Origin of the sequence: Caballeronia sp. Lep1P3 (genome assembly GCF_022879595.1) — a bacterium.
Taxonomy (GTDB): domain Bacteria; phylum Pseudomonadota; class Gammaproteobacteria; order Burkholderiales; family Burkholderiaceae; genus Caballeronia.
This window is the reverse complement of record NZ_CP084265.1, coordinates 1,022,535-1,046,099: the sequence shown is the minus strand read 5'-3', so window position 1 is coordinate 1,046,099 and position 23,565 is coordinate 1,022,535. Positions and strand designations below refer to the sequence as shown.

General features: G+C 64.7%; 22 protein-coding genes and 3 tRNA genes. 6 read left to right on the top strand and 19 right to left on the bottom strand.

Annotated elements, in window-relative coordinates; all coding sequences use genetic code 11:
- Positions 1–5: 5 nt before the first annotated feature.
- Positions 6–1,388 carry an alpha,alpha-trehalose-phosphate synthase (UDP-forming) gene (otsA, locus tag LDZ27_RS04915; RefSeq protein ID WP_244815590.1) on the bottom strand — a complete coding sequence of 461 codons (1,383 nt, stop codon included), beginning with the start codon at positions 1,386–1,388 and terminating at the stop codon, positions 6–8.
- Positions 1,385–2,137 (bottom strand): trehalose-phosphatase, encoded by a 753-nt coding sequence (gene otsB / locus LDZ27_RS04910; RefSeq protein WP_244815589.1) that lies wholly within the window; start codon positions 2,135–2,137, stop codon positions 1,385–1,387. Before otsB ends, otsA begins: the two co-directional genes overlap by 4 nt.
- Before the next feature lie 325 nt (positions 2,138–2,462).
- Between otsB and LDZ27_RS04905 the strand changes: the two genes are divergently transcribed.
- Both LDZ27_RS04905 and LDZ27_RS04900 read left to right on the top strand, forming a co-directional pair.
- Positions 2,463–3,101, top strand: a complete 639-nt coding sequence (locus tag LDZ27_RS04905; protein WP_244815588.1) for an SCO family protein — start codon at positions 2,463–2,465, stop codon at positions 3,099–3,101.
- A gap of 2 nt (positions 3,102–3,103) precedes the next feature.
- Entirely contained in the window at positions 3,104–3,967 is an 864-nt protein-coding gene (locus tag LDZ27_RS04900) for a cytochrome c oxidase assembly protein (protein WP_244815587.1), read from the top strand.
- Here LDZ27_RS04900 and LDZ27_RS04895 read toward each other — a convergent pair.
- From LDZ27_RS04895 to uvrC, 6 genes are all read right to left on the bottom strand, one after another.
- On the bottom strand, positions 3,962–4,462 hold the full coding sequence (locus LDZ27_RS04895; RefSeq protein ID WP_244815586.1) for a GNAT family N-acetyltransferase: 501 nt from the start codon (positions 4,460–4,462) through the stop codon (positions 3,962–3,964). The genes LDZ27_RS04900 and LDZ27_RS04895 overlap by 6 nt on opposite strands.
- Positions 4,463–4,569: 107 nt before the next feature.
- Positions 4,570–4,643 (bottom strand) — tRNA-Cys (locus LDZ27_RS04890).
- Positions 4,644–4,724: 81 nt separating this feature from the next.
- A tRNA-Gly gene (locus LDZ27_RS04885) sits at positions 4,725–4,800 on the bottom strand.
- Between the two features lie 74 nt (positions 4,801–4,874).
- Positions 4,875–4,950, bottom strand: a tRNA-Gly gene (locus LDZ27_RS04880).
- A gap of 154 nt (positions 4,951–5,104) precedes the next feature.
- Positions 5,105–5,701: a CDP-diacylglycerol--glycerol-3-phosphate 3-phosphatidyltransferase gene (pgsA, locus tag LDZ27_RS04875; RefSeq protein ID WP_244815585.1), complete on the bottom strand. Its 597-nt coding sequence runs from the start codon at positions 5,699–5,701 to the stop codon at positions 5,105–5,107.
- A 109-nt stretch (positions 5,702–5,810) separates the two neighbouring features.
- Complete coding sequence (gene uvrC, locus LDZ27_RS04870) at positions 5,811–7,946, bottom strand: excinuclease ABC subunit UvrC (protein WP_244815584.1); 2,136 nt, start codon at positions 7,944–7,946, stop codon at positions 5,811–5,813.
- A 119-nt stretch (positions 7,947–8,065) separates the two neighbouring features.
- Here uvrC and earP point away from each other — a divergent pair, with 119 nt between their 5' ends.
- The 4 genes from earP to LDZ27_RS04850 all read left to right on the top strand — a co-directional run bounded on the left by earP (position 8,066) and on the right by LDZ27_RS04850 (position 12,253).
- Positions 8,066–9,241, top strand: coding sequence for an elongation factor P maturation arginine rhamnosyltransferase EarP (earP, locus tag LDZ27_RS04865; RefSeq protein ID WP_244815583.1), 1,176 nt, complete (start codon positions 8,066–8,068; stop codon positions 9,239–9,241).
- A gap of 241 nt (positions 9,242–9,482) precedes the next feature.
- A complete protein-coding gene (efp, locus tag LDZ27_RS04860; RefSeq protein ID WP_244815582.1) occupies positions 9,483–10,040 on the top strand; it encodes an elongation factor P in 558 nt (185 codons plus the stop codon).
- A gap of 299 nt (positions 10,041–10,339) precedes the next feature.
- On the top strand, positions 10,340–10,675 hold the full coding sequence (locus LDZ27_RS04855; protein ID WP_244815581.1) for a BON domain-containing protein: 336 nt from the start codon (positions 10,340–10,342) through the stop codon (positions 10,673–10,675).
- A 186-nt stretch (positions 10,676–10,861) separates the two neighbouring features.
- Positions 10,862–12,253, top strand: a complete 1,392-nt coding sequence (locus LDZ27_RS04850) for a sigma-54 dependent transcriptional regulator (protein WP_244815580.1) — start codon at positions 10,862–10,864, stop codon at positions 12,251–12,253.
- A 76-nt stretch (positions 12,254–12,329) separates the two neighbouring features.
- Here the strand turns inward: LDZ27_RS04850 and nagZ are convergent, their stop codons facing one another.
- The 11 genes from nagZ to LDZ27_RS04795 all read right to left on the bottom strand — a co-directional run bounded on the left by nagZ (position 12,330) and on the right by LDZ27_RS04795 (position 23,511).
- Positions 12,330–13,358, bottom strand: a complete 1,029-nt coding sequence (nagZ, locus tag LDZ27_RS04845) for a beta-N-acetylhexosaminidase (protein WP_244815579.1) — start codon at positions 13,356–13,358, stop codon at positions 12,330–12,332.
- A 40-nt stretch (positions 13,359–13,398) separates the two neighbouring features.
- Positions 13,399–13,812, bottom strand: coding sequence for a holo-ACP synthase (gene acpS, locus LDZ27_RS04840; protein WP_244815578.1), 414 nt, complete (start codon positions 13,810–13,812; stop codon positions 13,399–13,401).
- Between the two features lie 10 nt (positions 13,813–13,822).
- Positions 13,823–14,596, bottom strand: a complete 774-nt coding sequence (gene pdxJ / locus LDZ27_RS04835; protein ID WP_244815577.1) for a pyridoxine 5'-phosphate synthase — start codon at positions 14,594–14,596, stop codon at positions 13,823–13,825.
- Positions 14,593–15,477 (bottom strand): DNA repair protein RecO, encoded by an 885-nt coding sequence (gene recO, locus LDZ27_RS04830; protein ID WP_244815576.1) that lies wholly within the window; start codon positions 15,475–15,477, stop codon positions 14,593–14,595. The genes pdxJ and recO overlap by 4 nt, the downstream gene beginning before the upstream one ends.
- A 37-nt stretch (positions 15,478–15,514) precedes the next feature.
- Entirely contained in the window at positions 15,515–16,414 is a 900-nt protein-coding gene (gene era, locus LDZ27_RS04825) for a GTPase Era (RefSeq protein WP_244815575.1), read from the bottom strand.
- A 100-nt stretch (positions 16,415–16,514) separates the two neighbouring features.
- The gene (gene rnc, locus LDZ27_RS04820; protein WP_244815574.1) at positions 16,515–17,666 is read right to left on the bottom strand and encodes a ribonuclease III; all 1,152 of its coding nucleotides are present in this window, start codon (positions 17,664–17,666) and stop codon (positions 16,515–16,517) included.
- Positions 17,667–17,808: 142 nt separating this feature from the next.
- The gene (gene lepB, locus LDZ27_RS04815) at positions 17,809–18,702 is read right to left on the bottom strand and encodes a signal peptidase I (protein ID WP_244815573.1); all 894 of its coding nucleotides are present in this window, start codon (positions 18,700–18,702) and stop codon (positions 17,809–17,811) included.
- A 60-nt stretch (positions 18,703–18,762) separates the two neighbouring features.
- The gene (gene lepA, locus LDZ27_RS04810; RefSeq protein ID WP_244815572.1) at positions 18,763–20,553 is read right to left on the bottom strand and encodes a translation elongation factor 4; all 1,791 of its coding nucleotides are present in this window, start codon (positions 20,551–20,553) and stop codon (positions 18,763–18,765) included.
- 125 nt (positions 20,554–20,678) lie between these two features.
- Positions 20,679–20,939, bottom strand: coding sequence for a glutaredoxin family protein (locus LDZ27_RS04805; protein ID WP_244815571.1), 261 nt, complete (start codon positions 20,937–20,939; stop codon positions 20,679–20,681).
- A gap of 9 nt (positions 20,940–20,948) precedes the next feature.
- Positions 20,949–22,505, bottom strand: coding sequence for a DegQ family serine endoprotease (locus tag LDZ27_RS04800; RefSeq protein ID WP_244815570.1), 1,557 nt, complete (start codon positions 22,503–22,505; stop codon positions 20,949–20,951).
- A gap of 22 nt (positions 22,506–22,527) precedes the next feature.
- Positions 22,528–23,511 (bottom strand): MucB/RseB C-terminal domain-containing protein, encoded by a 984-nt coding sequence (locus tag LDZ27_RS04795; protein WP_244816041.1) that lies wholly within the window; start codon positions 23,509–23,511, stop codon positions 22,528–22,530.
- Between the last annotated feature and the right edge of the window lie 54 nt (positions 23,512–23,565).

The following is a 23,565-nucleotide window of genomic DNA, read 5'->3' as shown; positions in this document are numbered from 1 at the left end:
TGCGTCTATCGCGCGTTCAGATCGCGCAGGAAGTTGTCGCGCCAGACCGACACATTGTTCTCGCGCAATTGCCGATACATCTCCCGATGCCGCGCGCGCCGTTCATCGAGCGGCATCGCGAGCGCGGCGGCGAGCGCGTCGGCCATGCCGTCGATATCGAGTGGATTCACGATGAGCGCCGCCGTCAACTCGCGCGCCGCGCCCGCGAACTGCGACAACACCAACACGCCGGGATCGTCCGGATTCTGCGCGGCGACGTATTCCTTCGCGACGAGGTTCATGCCGTCGCGCAGCGGCGTGACAAGGCCGACGTGCGCCTCGCGAAACAGCGCGGCCAGCACCGGCCGTTCGTACTGGCGATGAATGTAGCGAATCGGCGTCCAGTCGAGTTCCGCATAGCGGCCGTTGATGCGTCCCGATTCCGCTTCGAGCTGCAGGCGAATGTCGCGATACGCGTCGACATCGGTGCGCGTCGGCGGCGCGATCTGCAGGAACGACACGTTGTTGCGCTGCTGCGGCGCGCGCTCGATCAGCCGCTCGAACGCGCGAAAACGCTCGACGAGTCCCTTCGAATAGTCGAGCCGGTCGACGCTCATCACGAGCTTGCGCTGATGCAGCGTCGCCTTGACGGTCTGCACGTCGCGGCCGCTTTCGCCGTCCTTCGCGAGCGCGCGCACTTCGTCCGGATACACGCCGATCGGATAAGCCGCCGCCTTCAGCGTCCGACCGAACGCGCGCACCTCGGCGGGTTCGTTCGCGTGGCGCGTGAGCGCGCCGCCCGCTTCCGTTTCGATGTAATCGCAAAACGCGCGCAGATCCGGCTCCGTCTGAAAGCCGAGCAGATCGAACGCGCACAGCGCCTCGACGAGTTCGCGATGGCGCGGCACCGCGAGGAGAATCTGCGAGGCGGGAAACGGAATATGCAAGAAGAAGCCGATGCGATTGCGCACACCTGCTGCCCGCAGCGCCTGCGCGAACGGAATCAGGTGATAGTCGTGGACCCAGATCACGTCGTCGGGCTTCAGGAGCGGCGCGAGCTGCGCGGCGAGCCAGCGATTCACGCGGCAATAGCCGTCGTATTCGTCGCGATCGAACTCGATCAGATCGGGGCGATAGTGGAACGCGGGCCAGAGCGTCGCGTTGGAGAAGCCGCGATAGTACTGGTCGTAGTCGCGGCGCGCGAGGCCGATCGTCGCGAACGTCACCGGTCCCTGCTCTTCCAGGCTGATGCCTTCGGGCGCTGCCGGCAGGACGTCGCCGCTCCAGCCGAACCACACGCCGCCGGTCTCCTTCAGCGCGTCGTAGACGCCGACCGCAAGCCCGCCCGCCGCCGGGCCGCCTTCGGAGATCGGCGCGACGCGGTTCGAAACGATGATGAGCCGGCTCACGCGTGCTTCCCCGCCGTCCCCGCGATCACTTGCAGCCAGTCGAGCAGCAATTCCACCGATTCGATGCGCGAGCGCGCGACGGTCTCGCCGGCGCCGACCTTGACCGACAAGCCGTCGAATTCGTTGACGACGGCGAAGCCTTTCTCGTCGGTCAGATCGTCGCCGATGAACACCGGCTTTCTGCCCGTGAACGGCGGCTCGGCCATGAACGCGCGCAGCGCGCGGCCCTTGTCGACGTCCTTGGGCTTGATCTCGTAGACCATCTTGCCCGGCTGAAGCACGTAGGCGTCGGCGTATTCGCTGACGAGCCGCTCGGTCGCCGCGCGCGCGGCCGCCTCGCGATCGGGCGCGTTGCGGTAATGCAGCGCGAGCGCGGCGCCCTTGATCTCCAGCAGCATGCCCGGATTGGCCTTGACGACGCCTTCGAGCACATGCTCCATGCGCAGGAGCCGCTCGTCGTGAAAGCCGATGCGCTGCACGTCGCCATTCGCGTCGCGGCGTTCCGCGCCGTGCATGCCGGCCACGGGAAGATCCGGCATTTGCAGGAAAGAATCGATATTGTCGATGCCGCGCCCCGACACGACCGCGACCGCGTTGTTGGTCGCGCGGCGCAACGCAGCGAGGATGTCGGGAACGGAGCGCGGCACGAAGATGCCGTCGGGCGTGGACGCGAGTTCGACGAGCGTGCCGTCGAAATCGAAGAAAAATGCGGTCTCGGCGAGAGACAGGGAATCGGGAAGAATTTGCATCGATCGTTGGCCTGTGGGTCTGCCTTGGGTTGGGCGCATCGCGTCGGGATTGGGTCAGGATTGCGCCGGGATCGCGCATCATACGTGCGCCACCTTTCGGCCCGGAAAGCTGCCTGTCTGGCCGCGCAACGCGCTTACGGGCATCTGCGACGCGGCTTGCGCCCACCTTCGACGGCCTTTCCGCGCGCTTGCGAGCATGCGGCAAATCGTCTCAAAAATAGGCCACAAGGTAAATGATGCGCCACCTCGGGCCGCAAAGGCGTGTATTTTGCGATAGATGTTCGCGCCTTCAAAGCACGCCGCACGCCGCGGCCTCATTCGTTCAATGCACGCTTTCCATCGTTCGCACGCCCCGCGCTCCCGCCGCGCGGCCCCCGCTCTTGCCGTCCTTGCCGCCCTTTCTGCATGCGCGCTTGCCGGTTGTTCGCAGCCGGCCGAGCCGTGGCATCTCACCGACGTGTCCGGCCATCTGCCCGACCTCGATTTCTCGCTCACCGACGACACCGGCGCGCACGTCACCGGCCGGTCGTTCGAAGGTCGCACGACGCTCGTCTACTTCGGCTATACGCATTGTCCCGATGTCTGTCCGGAAACGATGGCGCGGCTGATTCAAGTGCTTCAGCGCATCGGACCGGACGCGCAGAACGCGCGCATCGCGTTCATCTCCGTCGATCCCGCGCGCGACACGCCCGCGCTGCTGCACGCCTACGTGCGCGCCTTCGACGACAAGCACGCTGTCGGGCTGACCGGAAGCGATCGCGCGATCGAGGCCGTCGCGCAGCGATATCGCGTGGCGTATCAGATGGAAAAGCGCGATCCGAACGGCGCTTACGAAGTGACGCACAGTTCGGCCGTCTACATCTTCGATCGCGAAGGCCACGCGCGACTGCTCGCCACCGATCGCGATTCCGTCGACGCCATCGCCGCTGATCTGCGCCGCGTCATCCATTCGAAGGGCGCCTGACGATGAATTCGCTCCTCTATTGGCTCGATCCGTGGGAGCCGTCGCCGACGGTCGTGATCGCGGTGCTCGCCGCCGCGATTCTGTTTGCGCGCGGCGCGCGGCATGCGCGCGTATCGATATTGCGGCACGTCGCGTTCTGGCTTGGGTTGACCGCGCTGTACGTCGCGCTGCATACGCGGCTCGACTATTACTTCGAGCACGAGTTCTTCATGCACCGGCTGCAGCATCTCGTGCTGCATCACCTCGGGCCGTTTCTGATCGCGTGGTCGTACCCCGGCGCGGCGCTGCGCGCAGGCGTGCCTTTCTCGTGGCGGCAGCGCTGGCTGCGCCCCGCCACAAAGACGCGCGCCGCACGCGTGTTCTTCGACATCGTGTTCAACCCGATCGTCGCGGTGGTGCTGTTCGTCGGGCTGATTTATTTCTGGCTGCTTTCGCCGATTCACTTCAAGGCGATGCTCGATGTCCGCCTCTACCGCGTGATGAACTGGAGCATGGTCGTCGACGGCCTGCTTTTCTGGTGGCTCGTTCTCGACCCGCGGCCCGCGCCGCCCGCGCGACTCGCGCCTGGCCGACGCATTCTCGTCGTCATCGCCGCGATTCCGCCGCAGATCATTCTGGGCGCATTTATCTTTTTCACGCCGCGCGAGCTGTATCCGATCTATTCGATCTGCGGCCGCGCGTTCACCTGGATCACGCCGATGCGCGATCAACAGGTCGGCGGCCTTCTGCTATGGATTCCCGGCTCGATGATGAGCGTGGTCGGCGCGCTGATCGCGCTGCGGCACTGGCTGCGGCTGTCCGCGCGCTCGCGGTTGCGCGACGAGCGCGCGGCGTCGATGGAACCGGTCAGCGTGACGGCGTCATGACCCGAAGCCCGGACGACGCATCCAGATGTGCGGGATGCCGTCCTCGTCATGCACGCCCGACGACGCCTCGAAGCCGAACGCGCCGTAGAAGCGCTGCAAGTGGGCCTGTGCGTGCAGACTGATCGGCTGATCGGACCATTGTTCGAGGATATGCGCGAGTGCGCGTTCGAGCATCGCGTTGCCGAGCTTGATGCCGCGAAACGCGGGCGTCGTCAGCACGCGGCCGATGCGCACGTCTTTTGCGCTTTCGTCCGGATTGCCCGGCAGCAGCACGCGCAGATAGCCGGCCAGCTTCGCACGTTCGCCGCCTTCTCCTTCCCCATACGCGAAAAGATGCCACGCATCGACATCCAGCCCGTCGATGTCGCCATACACGCAGTTCTGCTCGACGACGAACACCGCGCTGCGGGCGGCGAGCATGTCGTAGACCTCGGTCGTCGTGAGATCGTCGAAGCGCTTCCAGCGCCATTGAAGGTCGGAAAGTCGGTCGGTCATGGGAGTGGAGTCGGAAGGCATGGCAGCGTGCCGCAATTATGCCGCGAGACGATGCGCGCAGATGACGCCGAAAAAGAAAAAGCCCTGACGGATCAGGGCTTTTCAAGTGGAGGCGCGAACCGGAGTCGAACCGGTCTAAACGGCTTTGCAGGCCGCTGCATAACCGCTTTGCTATCGCGCCGGAAGCGGTGTGGTGCGCGCCGACCGAATGAGCCGGCTATAGTGCACCAAACAAAAAGGGAAGCCGTGCTTCCCCTTTGACTGGAGCGGGAGACGAGTCTCGAACTCGCGACCTCAACCTTGGCAAGGTTGCGCTCTACCAACTGAGCTACTCCCGCATTATCCTGCTCTGCCTACTGCTTTCCGATGCCGCTTCGCTCACCGCGCTGTCTGCACCGAATATTTCGAAATCTGGAGCGGGAGACGAGGCTCGAACTCGCGACCTCAACCTTGGCAAGGTTGCGCTCTACCAACTGAGCTACTCCCGCAGATTCAACTTTTTCGCTGACTGCTTCGCTTGCCGCATTGCGCCGCACATCAGAGAAACGAGATTATGTAGAAGCCAAAGCAAGCTGTCAATAGTTTCGTCTGCGCTTTCTTCCCTTCGACGCAACTTTTTTCGATTCGAGCACGCGAGCTATTTCAAAGCATGCCGCCGCGCTCGCGAATCTGCGGCCACGCGAGCTTCATGTAATACAGCATCGACCACACGGTGAGAAACGCCGCGACGTCGATCAGCCACAAGCCCCACACGCGCGTGTCGATCACCCACTGCACGCCCGCGATGTGCAACTGGCCGTAGAACAGCAGCATCGGAATGGCGACCATCTGGCAGACGGTCTTGAACTTGCCGAGCGAATTCACCGCGACGCTCTTCGATGCACCGATCTGCGCCATCCATTCGCGCAGCGCCGAAATGGTGATCTCGCGTCCGACGATCACGAGCGCGATCACCGCATTGAGACGCGTGAGCTGCACGAGCACGAGCAGCGCGGCGGTCACCATCAGCTTGTCGGCGACCGGATCGAGGAACGCGCCGAACGCCGATGTCTGATTGAGCTTGCGCGCGAGAAAGCCGTCGAACCAGTCGGTGAGCGCGGCGAGCACGAAGATGACCATCGCGAGCAGATTGCGATGCTCCAGGCTCAACATCATGTCCGGCAGATAGAACACGCCCACGACGAGCGGAATCAGCACGATTCGCAGCCACGTCAGAAAAATCGGTAGGTTGAACGGCATGGGCGATCAGCGAGTGATGGACATGTAAGGGAGCCGCCATTGTGCCGCGTCGGTCCGGCGCTCACAAGGCGAGGCCCCGCCGGGCGCGGCTCGCGGCCCGCCTGCGGATTCAATGCAACTGCCGGTAAATCTGCTGCGCAAGCGCAAGCGAGATGCCTTCGACGCTCGCAAGATCCTCGACGCTCGCCGCCTGCACGCCGCGCAGTCCGCCAAAGCGCGACAAAAGCCGCTGACGCCGTTTCGCGCCGACGCCTTCCAGTTCTTCCAGCCGCGACGTCTGACGCGCCTTCGCCCGCTTCGCGCGCATGCCGGTGATGGCGAACCGGTGCGCTTCGTCGCGGATCTGCGCGACGAGCATCAGCGCCGCGCTCTCCTTGCCGAGTTCCAGCGCCGAACGGCCGTCCGCGAAGATCAGCGTTTCGAGGCCGACCTTGCGCCCCTCGCCTTTCGCGACGCCGACCAGCATGCCGTGATCGAGGCCGAGTTCGGAGAACACCTGCCGCGCGATCTCGACCTGTCCCTTGCCGCCGTCGATCAGCACGATGTTGGGCAGCGTGCCGCCCGCGGCCGCAGCCGGCGCGGCGTCGGGCGTGACGTTCGGATCGGCGGCATCCTCGGGCTGCAGGGCCGCCGCTTCCTCGTTCGCGTTGGCCGCCGCCTGCGCCACCATCTTCTCGTAGCGGCGCGTGAGCACCTGGCGCATCGCGGCGTAGTCGTCGCCGGGCGTGATGCCGGTAATGTTGTACCGTCGATATTCGCCCGTCTGCATCTTGTGATGGTGATACACGACGCACGATGCCTGCGTCGCCTCGCCCATCGTATGACTGATGTCGAAGCACTCGATGCGCATGAGCGCGAGGTCGTCCATGTCGAGGCCGAGCGTGTCGGCGAGCGCGCGCGTGCGCGCCTGCTGCGAGCCTTGCTCGGACAGAAGACGCGCGAGCGCGAGCTTCGCGTTGTTCTCGGCCATCGAGAGCCACACGCGCTTCTGGCCCTGCGGCTGGCGCAGGAGCGAAACCTTGTGCCCCGCCTGTTCGATGAGCAGATCGACGAGTTCGCGGCTCGGCGCGTGACTTACGACGAGCACCGGCGGCACGCGATTGCCGATGTAATGCTGCGCGATGAACGCCTCGAGCACTTCGGACTCCAGCGCGCCTTCGCGCACGGCTGGCTCGGCGTTGGTCTCCGGCGCGTCTTCATCGGCGCTCGCTACATCGGCATCGCCTTCGAGTGCTTCCGCCTCACGCGCGATGGCTGCGATCTCTTGCGCGGGGACATCGACGAGCGCTTCTGGCGTCGCTTCCGTCGCTTCTGCGGCTTCGTCGTCTTCGATGCCATCTTCATCCGCGAGCGCCACGCCGCTTTCGACGTGCGTCGGGAAATACGCCTTGTCGCCGAGATGCCGGCCGCCGCGCACCATCGCGAGATTCACGCACACCTTGCCGCCGAGCGCGACGACCGCGAGGATGTCGACATCGCTCTCGCTGCCCACTTCGATCGCCTGCTGATGCAGCACGGTCGACAGCGAGCTCATCTGGTTGCGCACGGCCGCCGCCTGCTCGAACTTGAGGTCGGCGGCGAACGCGTGCATCTTCTGCTCGAGTTCCTTCATCACTTCGCCCTGCCGCCCGAGCAGAAAACGCGATGCGTTCGACACGTCGCGCGCGTAATCCTCTTCGCTGATGAGACCGGTGCACGGCGCGGTGCATCGCCCGATCTGATGCAGCAGGCAAGGCCGCGTGCGGTTGCTGAACACGGAGTCCTCGCACGTTCGCAACTGGAACACGCGCTGCAGGATCTGGATGCTCTCGCGCACGGCCCAGGCGCTCGGAAACGGCCCGAAGTACTGGTTCTTCTTGTCCACCGCGCCGCGGTAGTACGCCATGCGCGGGAACGTGTGGCCGGTGAGCTTGAGAAACGGATACGACTTGTCGTCGCGAAAAAGGATGTTGTAGCGCGGCGCGAGCGCCTTGATGAGATTGTTCTCGAGCAGGAGCGCCTCGGCCTCCGAGCGCGTGACGGTCGTCTCGATCTTGCGGATGCGCGTGACCATCATCGCGATGCGCGGCGAGTGCAGCGTCTTCGTGAAATAGCTCGACACGCGCTTTTTCAGGTTGCGCGCCTTACCGACGTAGAGCACGTTGCCGTCGCTGTCGTAATAGCGGTACACGCCCGGCAGATGCGGCAGTTGCGCAAGCGTCTTCTTCGGGTCGAAAGCGGAGTCGGGGGCGTCGGTCGGAGTCATGCAGCGAATATCGCGACGAATCGCGAAGGGACAAGGAAGGCGGCGCGCCCTGGGGCGGACGGTCTTAGAATCGCCAGTTTAGAACATTACGACGCGGTCCCGCCGGCCGCCCTCGCGCCATGTCCACCGCTTCGACCACTTCTTCGCCGCAGGAACTCGCCTGCGACATCTTCTGCGCGGTCGTCGACAACTTCGGCGATATCGGCGTGTGCTGGCGGCTCGCGCGCCAGCTTCGCGCGGAACACGGCTGGCGCATGCGGCTCTTCGTCGACGACCTCGCCGTGTTCCACGCGCTCTGCCCCGCCGTCGATGCGTCGCGCGCGCGGCAGGAAGCGGCGGGCGTCGTCATCGAGCACTGGCGCGAGCCGGCGCATGCGGGCGAGACCTTGCAGATCGCGGATGTCGTCATCGAAGCGTTCGCGTGCGAAATTCCGCACGCGTATATCGCGGCGATGGCGCGTCGCGAGACCAAGCCGGTGTGGATCAATCTCGAGTATCTGAGCGGCGAGGACTGGGTCGCCGATTTTCACGGAAGACCGTCGCCGCACCCGCGTCATGCGCTCGATAAAACCTTCTTCTTCCCCGGACTCGGCGCGGGAACGGGCGGCGTGCTGAAGGAACGCGGCCTCGATGACGCCCGCGCGCGCTTCGATGCCGCCGCCTGGTGGCGCGAGCGCGTCGGCGTCGAGCGCCCCGACGATGCGTCGACCGTGGTGTCGCTCTTTTCGTATGAGAACCCCGCCGTCGATGCGTTGCTCGCGCAATGGCGCGACGGCGCGTCGCGCATCGTGCTGCTGGTTCCCGAAGGCCGCATTTCGGGCGCGCTCGCGCGTTTCTTCGGCGTGCCGAAGTTCGCGGCGGGCACGTCGGCGCGCGCGGGCGCGCTCGAGGCGCATGCGCTCGGCTTCGTCGAGCAGCCGCGTTTCGACGAACTGCTGTGGGCCGCCGACGTGAACTTCGTGCGCGGAGAAGATTCGTTCGTGCGTGCGCAGTGGGCACGAAAGCCGTTCGTCTGGCACATTTATCCCCAAGCCGACGACGCGCATTTGCCCAAGCTCGATGCCGCGCTCGCGCATTACACGCGCGGGCTGCCGCCGGCGGCGGAGCGAGCGATCACGCGTTTCTGGCACGCCTGGAACGGCGCGGGCGTGCCGGACTGGGCCGACTTCTGGCGGCATCGGCGGCAACTGGAGGCGCGCGCGTCGCAATGGGCGGACGAACTGGCGCGCGTCGGCGATCTTGCCGGCAATCTCGCCGCGCACGTCGCGGCCCGGACCGGCGCCGATCGCACATGACCGATTTCGCCGCGATGCGCATTGGGGGCCGAGCGCGTCGCTCGGCCCGACTCGCCTAATGAGCAAAAACTCAGTTAAAATAAGCGGTTATCCGAGACGCGGGGCGCCTCGCGTTCAGTCAGGCGCCGCCCCGGAAAGAACTCGCATTCGGGCGACGCGGGCAAGGCAGGCATCGCCGCGAGCCCGGTCAGCCATCCGTTTAGCCATACCCAGCCAAATCCATTCGTAAGGACCCAGTTTTATGAAGACCGCACAAGAACTCCGCGTCGGCAACGTCGTCATGATCGGCAACGATGCCATGGTCGTGCAGCGCGCCGAATACAACAAGTCCGGCCGTAACTCAGCGGTCGTCAAGATGAAGTTCAAGAACCTGCTGACGAACGCCGGCATGGAAACGGTCTACAAGGCCGACGACAAGTTCGACGTCGTCGTGCTGGATCGCAAGGAAGTGACGTACTCGTACTTCGCGGACCCGATGTACGTGTTCATGGACGCCGACTACAACCAGTTCGAAGTCGAAGCCGAGATGATGGGCGACGCGCTCAACTACCTCGAAGACGGCATGGCGTGCGAAGTCGTGTTCTACAACGAGAAGGCCATCTCGGTCGAACTGCCGACGACGCTGGTTCGCGAGATCATCTATACCGAACCCGCCGTCAAGGGCGACACGTCGTCCGGCAAGGTTCTGAAGACCGCGAAGCTGAACACCGGTTTCGAACTGCAAGTGCCGCTCTTCTGCAACATCGGCGACAAGATCGAGATCGACACGCGCACGAATGAATACCGCAGCCGCGCGTAAAACGTAAGCATTACGTCCACGACACGGCGGACGGACGGTCGTTCCGAAAACCGCCGCGTCGAGCTGTAAGAAAAAGCGCCCCATCGCGGGCGCTTTTTCTTTTGCGTGAACGTTTTGACAAATTCAGGCAAACTTTACCGGTCGACTGTCAGCTATTCGGCGCCGGCGTTAGGCGCCAAGTCAGGTGCTTCGTTCCCTTTTTCCTTTTGCGACATGGCTTTAAGCAAGGAAGAGCGCGCGCGGACGCCAATTGGCATAGTTCATGCTCTCTTCGCACGATACGAACTAAACAACACGAGATGCGCAACCAGCCATTCCTCCTTGGCCGACTGGTGATGTCGGCGGCGCTCGCCGTGCCCGCATTCGCGTTCACGGCGGGCTGCAAGTCGACCCCGACTGCGGAGTCCGCCGCCGATTACGCGTCCGATGCGTCGGTGACCGCGCGCGTGAAAACCGCGCTGCTCGCCGATCCGGGATTGAAGTCGCTGGCCGTGAGCGTCTCGACGTATCGCGGCGTGGTCGTGTTGTCCGGAAACGTGAATTCGGAGGATCAGATTCAGAAGGCCGTCGCCGTAACCCGCAGCGTGTCGGGGGTGCAATCCGTCAACAACGATCTGCACATGAAGCCGCAATGACGCATTAGCCCCATTTAAGCGCAGGACGAAGAAAACCGCAGCGGGACGAGAGAGGCGCCGGAGTTCTCAGCCGGACCCGAAGCGCCGCTACCCGCTCACGAGCGCCCGAACTTCAAGCGCCGCCCTTGCCCGGCGGCGCATGCGGCAACGGTGAATTACAGTCCACTTTGATACGTTGTGTCTGCCATGCCACACGCTCTGATTGTCGAAGACGATCCCAATAGCCTTTCCGGGCTGTCCGCGATCCTGACCGCGGACGGCTTTTCCGTCGACACCGCGACGACGCTCGCCGAGGCGCGTTCCGCGCTCACGCGCTTCATCCCGGATGTCGTGCTGATCGACTTGAACCTGCCAGACGGCAGCGGCCTCGACCTGCTGCCGAGCCTGCCCTCGCAACCGCCCGACGGCGCGCTTCCCGTCATCGTGATGACCGGCAACGCGACGGTCGAAAGCGCGATCGAAGGCTTGCGTCACGGCATCTGGGACTATCTGCTCAAGCCCGTGAATATTCCGCGGCTGCGCAGCCTGCTCGCGCGCATCCCGCGTCCCTACGAACTGACGGAAGAAGTGCAGGCGTTGCGCTCGACGCTGCGCGCGCTCGGGCATTTCGGCGACATGCTGGGCCGCAGCACGGCGATGCAGCACGTCTACGATCTGATCGAGCACACCGCCCCGACCGAAGCCGCCGTGCTCATCTGCGGCGAGCCGGGCACCGGGAAGAAGCTCGCGGCGCGCACGATCCACGAGTTGAGCCGCCGCCGCAAGGGGCCGTTCGTCACGTTCGACTGCTCGGCGACGCGCGAGGAAGGCGCGCACCGGTCGATGGAAAGCGTCCTCTTCGGCCACGAGCGCAATGCGTTCGCCGGCGCGGAGAACCGGGAGCCGGGGCTGCTCGAACAATCGGGCGGCGGCACGCTCTTTCTCGACCAGATCGATTCGCTGCCCGCCCCGCAACAGGAAGCGCTTCTGCGCGCGCTCGATTCGCAGACGTTCATGCGCGTTGGCGGCAGCAACCGCATCATGACGGACTTCCGGCTGATCGCCGCGTCGCGCACGCCCATTCGCGACGCCGTATCGAGTGGCATGCTGCGCGAGGACCTGTTCCAGCGGCTGTCCGCGTCGTCGATCGTGCTGCCGCCCCTGCGCGAGCGCGACGACGACATCGCGTTGATGGCCGAGCAGTTCGTCGACGAACTGAACCGCGAGAATCACATCGCGGGCATCACGAGCGGATCGCCGAAGCGCATCAGCCCGTCGTTCCTGCGCGAGTGCATCGCGAACGAATGGCCCGGCAACGTGCGCGAGATGCGCGAGCGCGTGCGGCGCGCGTATCACGCGTCGGGCGAGACGATCGAAACCTTGCGCGTGGACGAGCAAGGCGGCCCCGGCGGACGCGGTCTGAACGGCAGCAGCGTGCAGGTGACGGTCGGCACGGCGCTCGCGGACGTCGAGGACATGCTGATTCGCGCGACGCTGGAAGCGGTCGGCGGCACGCGGCATCGCGCGGCGACGCTGCTCGGCATCAGCCCGAAGACGCTCTACAACAAGCTCCAGCGGATGAAGCTCGAACCGTCCTGATGCGCGGGCGGCATTGAATGACAAACGCCACGGCATCGCTGCCGTGGCGTTTTTTTCATTCGAGCCGGAACCGTAATCAGCCCAGCGCGCTTTTGACGAGCGCGCGCGCCGCCTGATACTCGGGCTGCGCCTGCAGCTTGCTCCAGCGCAGCGCCTTGCCGCGCGGACGCATCTGCCTGATGCGTTGCACCGATGCCTTCGTCGGCGTGAAGCGCAATTGTTCCAGCACCTTGCCCGCCTCTTCCGGCCGATTGCAGATCAACACCATGTCGCAGCCGGCGGTGAGCGCGGCCGTCGCGGCTTCAGTGAGCGTGCCGCCCGCGCGCGCGGCTTCCATCGAAAGATCGTCGCTGAAGATCGCGCCGCTGAAGCCGAGCTTGCCGCGCAGAATGTCCTGTAGCCAGATGCGCGAGAAGCCGGCCGGTTTGTCGTCGACCTGCGTGTAGATGACGTGCGCCGGAATCACCGATGCGAGCGACAGGCCAAGCCAGTCATACGGGCGCACATCGGCGGCGAGGATGGCTTCGAGCGGACGATCGTCCGTCGGCAGCGCGACGTGCGAATCCGCCGACGCGAACCCGTGCCCCGGAAAGTGCTTGCCGCAGTTCGCCATGCCGGCGAGCGCGAGACCGTGATTCAGGCTTTTCGCGAGCATCGCGACGACGCGCGGATCACTGTGCAGCGCGCGATCGCCGATCACCTGCGACTGTCCGTAATTCAGATCGAGCACCGGCGTGAAGCTCATGTCGATCCCGCACGCGCGCAACTCCGACGCCAGCACGTAACCGAACGCCGTGGCCGCCTTCGTCGCGGCGAGCACGTCCTCGTCCCACAGCGCGCCGAGCTTGCCCGGCGCGGGCAGCACCGTGAAGCCATCGGAGCGGAAGCGCTGCACGCGCCCGCCTTCGTGATCGACCGCGATCAGGATGTCGTCGCGCACGGCGCGGATCGCGTCGGTGAGCGCGACGAGCTGCGCGCGATCCTGAAAGTGCCGCGCAAAGAGAATGATGCCGCCCGTCATCGGATGCGAGAGGCGCTCGATATCCGCGTCGGAGAGCGTCGTGCCGGCGACGTCGAGCATGACGGGGCCGGGAGTGCGTTTCATCGGATTCAATTGGCTTCTTGTCGTGATGGTTGTTCTGGAATCACGCCTTTTTCGCGGCGTCCGCTGCTTCGGCGATGACGAAGGTCACCGCGTAGTCGCGCTCGTCGCTCACCGTCACCTGCGCGGTGATGCCGCGTTGCTCGAGCCATTCGGCAAGTTCGCCGGATGCGCGGATGACCGGCTTGCCGCTCGGCTCGTTGAGCGTTTGCAGCGCGCGCCAGGTCATCGGCCAGTGCATGCCGAGGCCGATCGCCTTCGAGAACGCTTCCTTCGCGGAAAAGCGCGTGGCGAGATACGCGAGGCCGCGCACTTCGGAGCGCGCGCGCCGCGCGTGATAGATGCGCAGTTCATCGGGGCCGAGCACCTTCTCGGCGAAGCGCCCGTTCGTGCGCTCCATGACGCCCGCGATGCGGCTGACTTGCACGAGATCCGTGCCGATTCCGTAGATCGTCATGGCCGTGCGCTCAGCGCTTCGTTTGCGCGGCGAGACGCGAGGCGACCATGATCGCCTTCATCTCGCGCACCGCGTTGTCCCAGCCCGCGAAGATCGCATGTGCGACGATCGCGTGCCCGATATTCAGCTCGACGATGCCATCGAGCGCGGCGATCGGCTGCACGTTGGTGTAATGCAGGCCGTGCCCCGCGTTGACCTTCAGACCGAGCATATTGCCGAAATCGACGCTTGCGGCCACGCGCTCGAATTCGCGCTTCTTTTCGGCTTCGTCGTGGGCTTCGGCGTAACGGCCCGTATGCAGTTCGATCACCGGCGCGCCCGCTTCCTTCGCCGCGCGAATCTGCGTCTCGTCGGGATCGATGAAAAGCGACACGCGGATGCCCGCAGCGCCGAGCTGCGCGCACGCGGCTTTCACGGCTTCGAACTGGCCGGCGACGTCGAGGCCGCCTTCGGTCGTCAATTCCTGCCGCTTTTCAGGCACGAGGCAGACATCGTGCGGCTTGATCTCGCACGCGATGTCGAGCATTTCGCGCGTCACCGCGCACTCCAGGTTCATGCGCGTTTTCAGGAGCGGACGCAGCGCGCGGACATCGGCATCGACGATATGACGGCGATCTTCGCGCAAATGCAGCGTGATGGCGTCCGCGCCCGCTTCCTCGGCGGCGAGCGCGGCGCGGATCGGGTCAGGATAAGACGTGCCGCGCGCGTTGCGCAGCGTGGCGACGTGATCGATGTTGACGCCGAGATCGATCACGCTCGCGGGCGATGAGAGAAAGAAGCTCATAGATTTTGCAGGTCGATCAGAATCTGACGGGTGGCAAGCGGTGCGCCGCCCAGATGGTAGTTGAGCAGAAAGCGCATCAGCGCCTTGCTTTGCGCGGCGGTCTGCGGGCTCGTGTAGTCGTCGCGCTCCATATCGATCAGCGTCTGACCGGAGACGAGCGGCCACTGCGCCGGAAGCACGTCGGAGGCTTCGCGCACGCCGCGCTCGGGATCGAACGTATAACGGCCTTCGGCCACGACGCTTTCGCGCGCCACGGTGCGCGTGAGCGCCATTGCGTAGCCGGTTTCCCGCAGCAGCACGCGCTCGAACGAACGCAGCACCTGCACGGCGGGTTCATCGTGCGCGAGGCGCGAGAGCGTCAGCACGTAATGGTTGAAGAGCGCGGGATGCGCGTCCTCGCGCGCGCAGAACTTGACGAGCAGTTCGTTGACGTAGAAGCCGCACAGGAGCGCGTCGCCGGTCAGCGGCAGCATGCCGCCGACCCATTCGGCCGTCGTCAGCGTGCGGACTTCGCCCTTGCCCGTCCACGAAAGACCGAGCGGCTGGAAGGTTTGCAGCACGCCGCGCAGCGCGGAATGCGGACGCTTCGCGCCCTTCGCGACGAGCGCGATGCGCCCGTGATCGCGCGAAAACACGTCGATGACGAGACTCGTCTCCCGATACGGATAGCTGTGCAGCACGAAGCCCGGCTGTTCGCTTACGCGAAAATCGGAGCGCGGCTTCGCTCTCGGCGCGCTCGTGCCGGCCGCGACCGGCGACGACGGCGCCCGCCGCCGCTTCGGTGCGGGGCGCTCGCTCGCGTCGAAGTCGTCCTCAGGACGATCGTCGGCGGGCGGCGTCATCCACGCGTCGTCGGTGCCGGCGTCCGGGGTCGCGTCCATCAGCGTCGTCCTCAGCGTCGTCCTGAGCGTGCATGCGTCACTCGTAGCCGTATGCGCGCAGGCCCGCTTCGTTGTCCGCCCAGCCGCTCTTCACCTTCACGAAGGTTTCGAGATACACGGGACCGTCGAAGAGCTTCTCCATGTCGAGCCGCGCTTCGGTGCTGATCTGCTTCAGCTTCGCGCCCTTCTGACCGATGATCATCGCCTTGTGGCCGTCACGCTCAACGAGGATGGTCGCGAATACGCGCCGCAGACGCCCTTCCGTCTCGAATTTGTCGATGAGCACGGTGCTCGTGTAGGGCAGTTCATCGCCGGTCCAGCGGAACACTTTCTCGCGCAGAATTTCGGCGGCGAGAAAGCGCTCGCTGCGGTCGGTGAGATCGTCTTCGCCGTAGATCGGCTCGCCTTCCGGCAGATACGGCTTCACGACCGACATCAGGCGCTTGATGTCGTCCGGGTGCTTCGCGGAGAGCGGCACGATCTCGCGAAAGTCGCGCAAGCCCGACATCTGCTGCATGAACGGGAAAAGCGAATCCTTGTCGCCGACGCGATCGAGCTTGTTCGCGATCAGAAGCGTCGGCGTGCCGGCCGGAATGAGATCGAGCACTCTCTGGTCGTCGGGACCGAAGCGGCCGGCCTCTATCACGAAGAGAATGGCATCGACGGAAGTGAGCGTGGACGTCACCGCACGGTTCAGCGAGCGGTTGAGCGCGCCGCTGTGACGCGTCTGGAAGCCGGGCGTATCGACGAAGATGTACTGCGCGTCGTCGATCGTGTTGATGCCGGTGATGCGATGGCGCGTCGTCTGCGCCTTGCGCGACGTGATGCTCACCTTCTGGCCGACGAGCGCGTTCATGAGCGTCGACTTGCCGACGTTCGGCCTGCCGACGATTGCGACCATGCCGCAGCGGAAACCGGAAGATGTGGGAGTGTTCATAGTGGTGTGCGGCAAAGTTTCGTTGGGCGCGTTGTTGCGATGACGCGATCGCGCGATGACGCGCTTAGGCAATGCAAAGGCAATGCGAAGGCAATGCGCGTCAGTGTCCGGCGTCGGCGCGCACGACGCGGCTGGCGGGCGAGTCGTTATCGGTCTGGCCTTCGGCGTCGGCCTTGCCACGGCGATCGTCCGCGCCGTGGGACGCGCTCGCGGCGGTTGCATCGCCTGCTTGCGCCGCTTCGTTCCTGCCCGCCTTCTCCGGACGATGAAGCACATGGCGCTCCGGCTTATCCGCGGCGGCGTATGACGCGGCGGACGGTTCGACGTGCGCGGCGCGAATGACGGCGGGCGGCGCGGCGGCGACGGTTTTATCGTCCGTTGCGTCCGTCGGGTCGGTCATATCTGTCACGTCGGATTCGCCTGTGGCGCTCGCGTGGCTTCGCTGACGGTCGCGCTCGCGGCGCTCCGGCGAGCGAAGATCGAGCGCCGCCTGCACGCCCATCACGCCCGGCATGACCTCGGCTTGCGCGAGCTTCGCTGCGCGCGCGCCCTTGCGCTTGGGCTTGACGCCGAGCGTCGGCGCGGCGGCCATGACTTCGTCGAGCGCCTTCTTTGCCGCAGCCTGCTCCGCCGCGCGGCGGCTTGCACCGGAGCCGGACACTTTCACGTCCAGCTTCGGAACCGAGCATTCCACTTCGAATTGCTGGTTGTGCGCCGCGCCGTGCGTGGCGACGACGGTGTACGTCGGCAGCGCGATCTTGTGGCCTTGCAGATATTCCTGAAGCAGGGTCTTGGCGTCCTTGCCGATGGTGCGCGGATCGATGTGATCCAGCACCGGCGTGTACAGCCGCTTGATGACGGTGAACGCGGCGTCGAATCCGCCGTCGAGAAAGATCGCACCGAAGATGGCTTCGAGCGTGTCCGCGAGAATCGACGGGCGACGAAAGCCGCCGCTGCGCAGTTCGCCTTCGCCGAGACGCAGGCATTCGGACACGTTCAGCGCCTGCGCGATTTCGTAAAGCGACTGCTGTTTGACGAGATTCGCCCGCACGCGCGACAGGTCGCCTTCGTCGAGCTTGCTGAATCGTTGGAACAAAAGCGCGGCCACCACGCAATTGAGAACGGAGTCGCCGAGAAATTCGAGCCGTTCGTTGTGCGTGGCGCTGTGACTGCGGTGGGTCATCGCCTGGCGCAGCAATTCCGCATTGCGAAATTCATACCGCAGCCGGCTTTCCAACGGAGAAGATGGCATGGACAGAGTATAACGCGCTCGCGCGGGCGGTCGTTTCCGCCCGGCGAGCCGGGAAAACGCGTGGCGAGACGGTCTTAGCCGCGCTTCTTCACGCCGTTTCGAAGCAGCGCACCGACGCGTTCGCGGCGGCGCGCGCGAGACATTAGTCGAATGAGCCGATGCGCTTCAGGTTGCTGAAGTTCATCCAGATGAAGAACGCGCGACCGACGACGTTCTTGTCCGGCACGAAGCCCCAGTAGCGGCTGTCGGCGCTGTTGTCGCGGTTGTCGCCCATCATGAAGTAATGGCCGGGCGGCACCTTGCACGTCACGCCTTGCGCGTTGTAGACGCAGTTGTCGCGATACGGAAAGTCTTCCGCGCCCATGACGAACGGCGGCACTTGCGGATTGTTGAGGATGGCGTTCTTGCGGTCGCCGAGATCTTCGACGAACTGCTTCGCGTAGCCGATGCGCTCGTCGTCGAAGTAGTCCGCCTGCGGCGTTTCCGGCACCGCGCGGCCGTTGATCGTGAGTTGCTTGTTTTCGTAGGCGACGGTGTCGCCCGGCAGACCGATCACGCGCTTGATGTAGTCCACCGACTCGTCTTTCGGATAGCGGAACACGACCACATCCCCGCGCGAAAGCGGCTTGCCCTCCGTGAGCTTCGTGTTCGTGATCGGCATGCGCAGGCCGTATTCGTACTTGTTCACGAGGATGAAATCGCCGACGAGCAGCGTCGGCACCATCGAGCCGGACGGAATCTTGAACGGCTCCACGATGAATGATCGCACCACGAACACCGCGAGAATCACCGGGAAAAAGCTCGCCGTGTACTCGAGCCACCACGGTTGACGCAGCCGCTCGCTGCGCAGCCGCGCGCGCGTCTGGTCGGCGTTTTCGTCGGCGAAACGCTCGCCGACGCGCCCTTGCTGCCGGTCGAACTCGGCCACCGCCGCGTCCGCCGCCCGTCGCCGCTGAGGCACGAACACCAGTTTGTCGAGCACCCATGCAATACCCGTCACCAGGACGAGGATCAGGAGAATCAGTGCGAAATTCATCAATCGCTTCCGGTTGTTATCGTCGGTTGTTGTTGTTCTGCGCCTCGCGGCGCGCGAAGGTCATTCATCCACGCGCAGGATGGCGAGGAAAGCCTCTTGCGGAATTTCGACCGAGCCGACTTGCTTCATGCGCTTCTTGCCCGCCTTCTGCTTTTCGAGCAGCTTCTTCTTGCGCGTGATGTCGCCGCCATAGCACTTCGCGAGGACGTTCTTGCGCAGCGCCTTGATGTTCTCGCGCGCGATGATGTTCGAGCCGATGGTCGCCTGAATCGCCACGTCGTACATCTGGCGCGGGATCAGTTCGCGCATCTTCGACGCCACTTCGCGCCCGCGATGCTGGCTCTGCGAACGGTGAACGATGACGGAAAGCGCATCCACCTTGTCGCCGTTGATGAGCATGTCCACCTTCACGACGTCCGCCGCGCGATACTCCTTGAACTCATAGTCCATCGACGCGTAGCCGCGCGAGGTCGACTTCAGGCGGTCGAAGAAATCGAGCACGATCTCCGCCATCGGGATTTCATACGTCAACTGCACCTGACGGCCGTGGTACTGCATGTTGATTTGCGAGCCGCGCTTGTTCGTGCACAGCGTAATGACCGAGCCGACGTATTCCTGCGGCATGTACAGGTTCACGGTGACGATCGGCTCGCGCACTTCCTCGATCTTCGACGGCTCCGGCATCTTCGCCGGGTTTTCGACGGAGATCGTCGTGCCGTCGCGCTGGACCACTTCGTAGATCACCGTCGGCGCGGTGGTGATGAGGTCCATGTCGAACTCGCGCTCGAGCCGTTCCTGCACGATTTCCATGTGCAGAAGGCCGAGAAAGCCGCATCGGAAGCCGAAACCGAGCGCCTGCGAGACTTCCGGCTCGAATTGCAGCGAAGCATCGTTGAGTTTCAGTTTTTCGAGCGATTCGCGCAGCGCGTCGTACTGATTCGCCTCGACCGGATACAGGCCCGCGAACACCTGCGGCTTCACTTCCTTGAAGCCCGGCAGCGGCGTTTCGGCGGCGCGATTCGCGACGGTCACGGTATCGCCGACCTTCGCGGCCGTCAGTTCCTTGATGCCCGCGATCACGAAGCCGACCTGCCCCGCCGACAACTGCGAGAGGTTCGTAGACTTCGGCGCGAAGACGCCGAGATGCTCGACCGGATACTGCGCGCCGGTCGCCATCATCTTGATCTTGTCCTTCGGCTTCAGCGTTCCGTTGACAATGCGCACGAGCATCACGACGCCGACGTAATTGTCGAACCACGAATCGATGATGAGCGCCTGCAGCGGCGCGTCCGTATCGCCCTTGGGCGGCGGCACCTTCGCGATCAGCGATTCGAGCACGTCCTCGACGCCGAGTCCGGTCTTCGCGCTGCAATGCACGGCGTCGGTCGCGTCGATGCCGATCACGTCCTCGATTTCCGTGATGGCGTTTTCCGGGTTCGCAGCGGGCAAATCGATCTTGTTCAGGACCGGCACGACTTCGACGCCCAGTTCGATCGCCGTGTAGCAATTCGCAACGGTCTGCGCCTCGACGCCCTGGCTCGCATCGACGACGAGCAGCGCGCCTTCGCACGCGGAGAGCGAGCGGCTGACTTCGTAGGAAAAGTCGACGTGTCCGGGGGTATCGATCAGATTGAGGTTGTAGACCTGGCCGTCGCGCGCCTTGTAAGTGAGCGCTGCCGTCTGCGCCTTGATCGTGATGCCGCGCTCGCGCTCCAGGTCCATCGAATCGAGCACCTGCGCTTCCATCTCACGATCGGACAGCCCGCCGCACAACTGGATGATGCGGTCCGCGAGCGTGGACTTGCCGTGATCGATGTGCGCGATGATCGAGAAGTTACGAATATGATTCATTCAGTGCCGATCAAGCGAAAAAGGCGCGCCCTCACACATGCGGAGCACGCCTTGAAAATTTGGGGGAAAACTTCTGCATTTTAGCCGAAAAGGGGGTGGACAGGCGTTTTCGGCTCTCGTCGGTGTCATGGGCGCCGGGCAGCGAGGGCCGCGTGGACGGCTTTCGCGTCGAGCCGAAAGTGGCACAGCTCGACGCCATCGAGCATCAGGACGGGCACGCGTTCGTCGTAGCGCGCTTCGAGAAGCGGATCTTCGTCGATGTCGATCCACTCGACCGACGCGCCGAACCGATGCGCGATCGGCTCCAGTTCGGCGCGCATGTCCTCGCACAGATGACACCAGGCGCGCCCGTACAGCGTGAATCGCGCGACTTGGCCGCCGTCCATCACGCGTGCTTACTTCTGCGCCGGCACGCGCGGGCGCAGCGGCACGAACTGCGTGTTGTCGCCGCGACGCACGAGAACGGCGACCATCTTGCTCGCGTCGAGACTCTGCGCGACCGATTCGAACTGCTTCGCGCTCGTGATGTCCGTATCGCCGATTCGCATGATGATGTCGCCCTTCTGGAAGCCCGCGCGCGCCGCCGGCCCTTCCACCGCGTCCACCAGCACGCCGCTTGTGAGCTTCAGCGCTTTCTTCTGATCGGCCGGAATGTCGCTCACCGCGAGGCCGAGCGAATTGCTCGCGCGTTCCTTCGGCTGCGGCGAGCGGCGCTGCTCGGTCTTCGCGACCTTGTCCGGCTGCATTTCCGCGATGGTGATCGGCAGCTCGCGCGACTGGCCCTTGCGCCAGATGGTGATGGCCGCCTTCGTACCGGGCTTCGTGTCGCCGACCATGCGCGGCAGGTCCGTCGCCGTCTCCACGTTGACGCCGTTGAACTTCAAGATGATGTCGCCCGGCTGGATGCCGGCCTTGTCGGCGGGACCGCCCGACTCGACGCTGCTCACGAGCGCGCCCTGCGCCTTCGGCAGACCGAGCGAATCCGCGACGTCTTTCGTCACCTCGCCGATCGCCACTGCGATGCGGCCGCGCGTGACCTTGCCCGATGTCTTCAATTGATCGGCGACGCGCATGGCCTCGTCGATCGGAATGGCGAACGAAATGCCCATGAAGCCGCCCGTGCGGCTGTAAATCTGCGAGTTGATGCCGATGACTTCGCCCGCCATGTTGATGAGCGGGCCGCCCGAATTGCCGGGATTCACGGCGACATCGGTCTGGATGAACGGCAGATAGTCGCCCGTGTCGCGGCCCTTGGCGCTGACGATGCCCGCCGTCACCGTGTTGTCGAGCCCGAACGGGGAGCCGATGGCGAGCACCCACTCGCCGACGCGCACCTTGTTGGAATCGCCAATGGTGATGGCCGGCAGACTCGATGCGCTGATCTTGACGACGGCCACGTCCGTGCGTTCGTCGACGCCGACGAGCCGCGCCTTGAACTCGCGCTTGTCGGTGAGCGTGACGTAGATGGTGTCCGCGTCGTCGACGACGTGCGCGTTGGTCATCACGTAGCCGTCAGTCGACAGGATGAAGCCCGAGCCCACGCCGCTGCTCTGCTCCGAGTTGTCCTGGTTGTCGTCCGGCCCGCTGCGGCTGCCGCCCTTGCCCTGATCGCCGCCACTGCCACTGCCACTGCCACTGCCACTGCCACCACCGCCACCGCCGTTACCGCGCGGCGAACCCGGCTGGCCGGGCATCGGAATGCCGAAAAAGCGGCGGAAGAACTCGGACATGTCCCCTTCGTCGAGGCCGGGCGGCAGTCCGCGCAGGTCGCTCGCCGAGCCGACGCGCGACGTCGTGCGGATGTTGACGACCGATGGCCCGACCTTGTCGACGAGCGACGTGAAGTCCGGCAGGTTCACCGTGGGCGCTGCGGCCGCCGTGTGCGAGATGAACGGCAGGCAAACGGCGAGCGCCGCGGCCGCGAAGAACTTGCGCAGCGAGTAGTTGCTCATGGGTGAGAGGCCGGGGGTCCGATTACTTGGAAGGCTTGTATTCTATGGTAGAAGCAAATTGCTGCAACGTGGCTTGCGGCACTTCACCGAGCAAGGTAATCCAGAAATCGCCCCGGCGCTTGACGAGCACATGCGTCGCGCCGCTGTTGCCCGCGCCTTCCTTGCGGGTGCTTTTTTCCACCGGTTCGACGAACACCGAAATCGCGGCGAGGCCGTCGGAGAAAACGGCCTGATCGACGGGGATCGGCGGCTGTCCCTGCTGGCTCGACGCCATCGGCCGACGCAGTTCGCGGATCTTGCGAAAACCCGGAATGTTCGGCTGAAGCCGCCAGCCTTGCGCTTCCATATCGACCGGCTGCACCGGCGGGCGCACGATGTTCCAGCCCGAAGTCGCACGCATGCCGTTGGCAATCGACGCCTTGTCGATCGCCCCGCCGATGCGCACCTGCGAGAACGAAAGCTGTTCGAGTACCTGCCCGTCCGGATCGAGCGTCTGCGCGCGCAGCAGCAGGCCCGTCTTCGCGTCGGCCCAGAGCTTGTAGGCGAAACGATAGGCATCTTTCGGATCGAGCTCGATCACCTGACTGTCGATGCCCGCGACGCGGTCGTTGCCAAGAAGGCGCGGCTCGTAGACCGCGAGCACCTGATCGCCGCTCGTTGCGAGCAGCGAGGGAAACGAATCCTTGCTCTGCCGATGCTCCATCACGAGCAGATGCCGCTCCGGAACGAACGTGAGCATGTCGTCGTCGTGGCGCAGCATGCGGCGCGGCGCGCCGTCGAGACTTTCGAGCGATTCGTACTCACCGTCGCCGCGCGCCGCGACGTGGGTGATGCGCGACGACTGCACCGTCGCACCGCGCTGGTAGACGAAGGTGCCCTCGTAGTTCTGCTGCTGGGCCGCCTCGTGAATGCGGTTGAGCAGGTTGGCCGCGGTCTTCTGGTCCTGCGCGTCGCCTTGGGCGAACGAACTCGATACCGCGCACAACAACGCGGCTGCGCAAACCATCAATGCCGGCAGCCGCCCCCAATATCTAGTTTTATTCAACCGCACACCCGCCTT

Excerpts from the sequence above, each read along its gene's own strand:
- otsB (WP_244815589.1), bottom strand. The coding sequence starts at position 2,137 with ATGCAAATTCTTCCCGATTCCCTGTCTCTCGCCGAGACCGCATTTTTC.
- LDZ27_RS04905 (WP_244815588.1), top strand. The coding sequence starts at position 2,463 with ATGCACGCTTTCCATCGTTCGCACGCCCCGCGCTCCCGCCGCGCGGCC.
- LDZ27_RS04900 (WP_244815587.1), top strand. The coding sequence starts at position 3,104 with ATGAATTCGCTCCTCTATTGGCTCGATCCGTGGGAGCCGTCGCCGACG.
- LDZ27_RS04895 (WP_244815586.1), bottom strand. The coding sequence starts at position 4,462 with ATGACCGACCGACTTTCCGACCTTCAATGGCGCTGGAAGCGCTTCGAC.
- pgsA (WP_244815585.1), bottom strand. The coding sequence starts at position 5,701 with ATGCCGTTCAACCTACCGATTTTTCTGACGTGGCTGCGAATCGTGCTG.
- uvrC (WP_244815584.1), bottom strand. The coding sequence starts at position 7,946 with ATGACTCCGACCGACGCCCCCGACTCCGCTTTCGACCCGAAGAAGACG.
- earP (WP_244815583.1), top strand. The coding sequence starts at position 8,066 with ATGTCCACCGCTTCGACCACTTCTTCGCCGCAGGAACTCGCCTGCGAC.
- efp (WP_244815582.1), top strand. The coding sequence starts at position 9,483 with ATGAAGACCGCACAAGAACTCCGCGTCGGCAACGTCGTCATGATCGGC.
- LDZ27_RS04855 (WP_244815581.1), top strand. The coding sequence starts at position 10,340 with ATGCGCAACCAGCCATTCCTCCTTGGCCGACTGGTGATGTCGGCGGCG.
- LDZ27_RS04850 (WP_244815580.1), top strand. The coding sequence starts at position 10,862 with ATGCCACACGCTCTGATTGTCGAAGACGATCCCAATAGCCTTTCCGGG.
- nagZ (WP_244815579.1), bottom strand. The coding sequence starts at position 13,358 with ATGAAACGCACTCCCGGCCCCGTCATGCTCGACGTCGCCGGCACGACG.
- acpS (WP_244815578.1), bottom strand. The coding sequence starts at position 13,812 with ATGACGATCTACGGAATCGGCACGGATCTCGTGCAAGTCAGCCGCATC.
- pdxJ (WP_244815577.1), bottom strand. The coding sequence starts at position 14,596 with ATGAGCTTCTTTCTCTCATCGCCCGCGAGCGTGATCGATCTCGGCGTC.
- recO (WP_244815576.1), bottom strand. The coding sequence starts at position 15,477 with ATGGACGCGACCCCGGACGCCGGCACCGACGACGCGTGGATGACGCCG.
- era (WP_244815575.1), bottom strand. The coding sequence starts at position 16,414 with ATGAACACTCCCACATCTTCCGGTTTCCGCTGCGGCATGGTCGCAATC.
- rnc (WP_244815574.1), bottom strand. The coding sequence starts at position 17,666 with ATGCCATCTTCTCCGTTGGAAAGCCGGCTGCGGTATGAATTTCGCAAT.
- lepB (WP_244815573.1), bottom strand. The coding sequence starts at position 18,702 with ATGAATTTCGCACTGATTCTCCTGATCCTCGTCCTGGTGACGGGTATT.
- lepA (WP_244815572.1), bottom strand. The coding sequence starts at position 20,553 with ATGAATCATATTCGTAACTTCTCGATCATCGCGCACATCGATCACGGC.
- LDZ27_RS04805 (WP_244815571.1), bottom strand. The coding sequence starts at position 20,939 with ATGGACGGCGGCCAAGTCGCGCGATTCACGCTGTACGGGCGCGCCTGG.
- LDZ27_RS04800 (WP_244815570.1), bottom strand. The coding sequence starts at position 22,505 with ATGAGCAACTACTCGCTGCGCAAGTTCTTCGCGGCCGCGGCGCTCGCC.
- LDZ27_RS04795 (WP_244816041.1), bottom strand. The coding sequence starts at position 23,511 with ATGGTTTGCGCAGCCGCGTTGTTGTGCGCGGTATCGAGTTCGTTCGCC.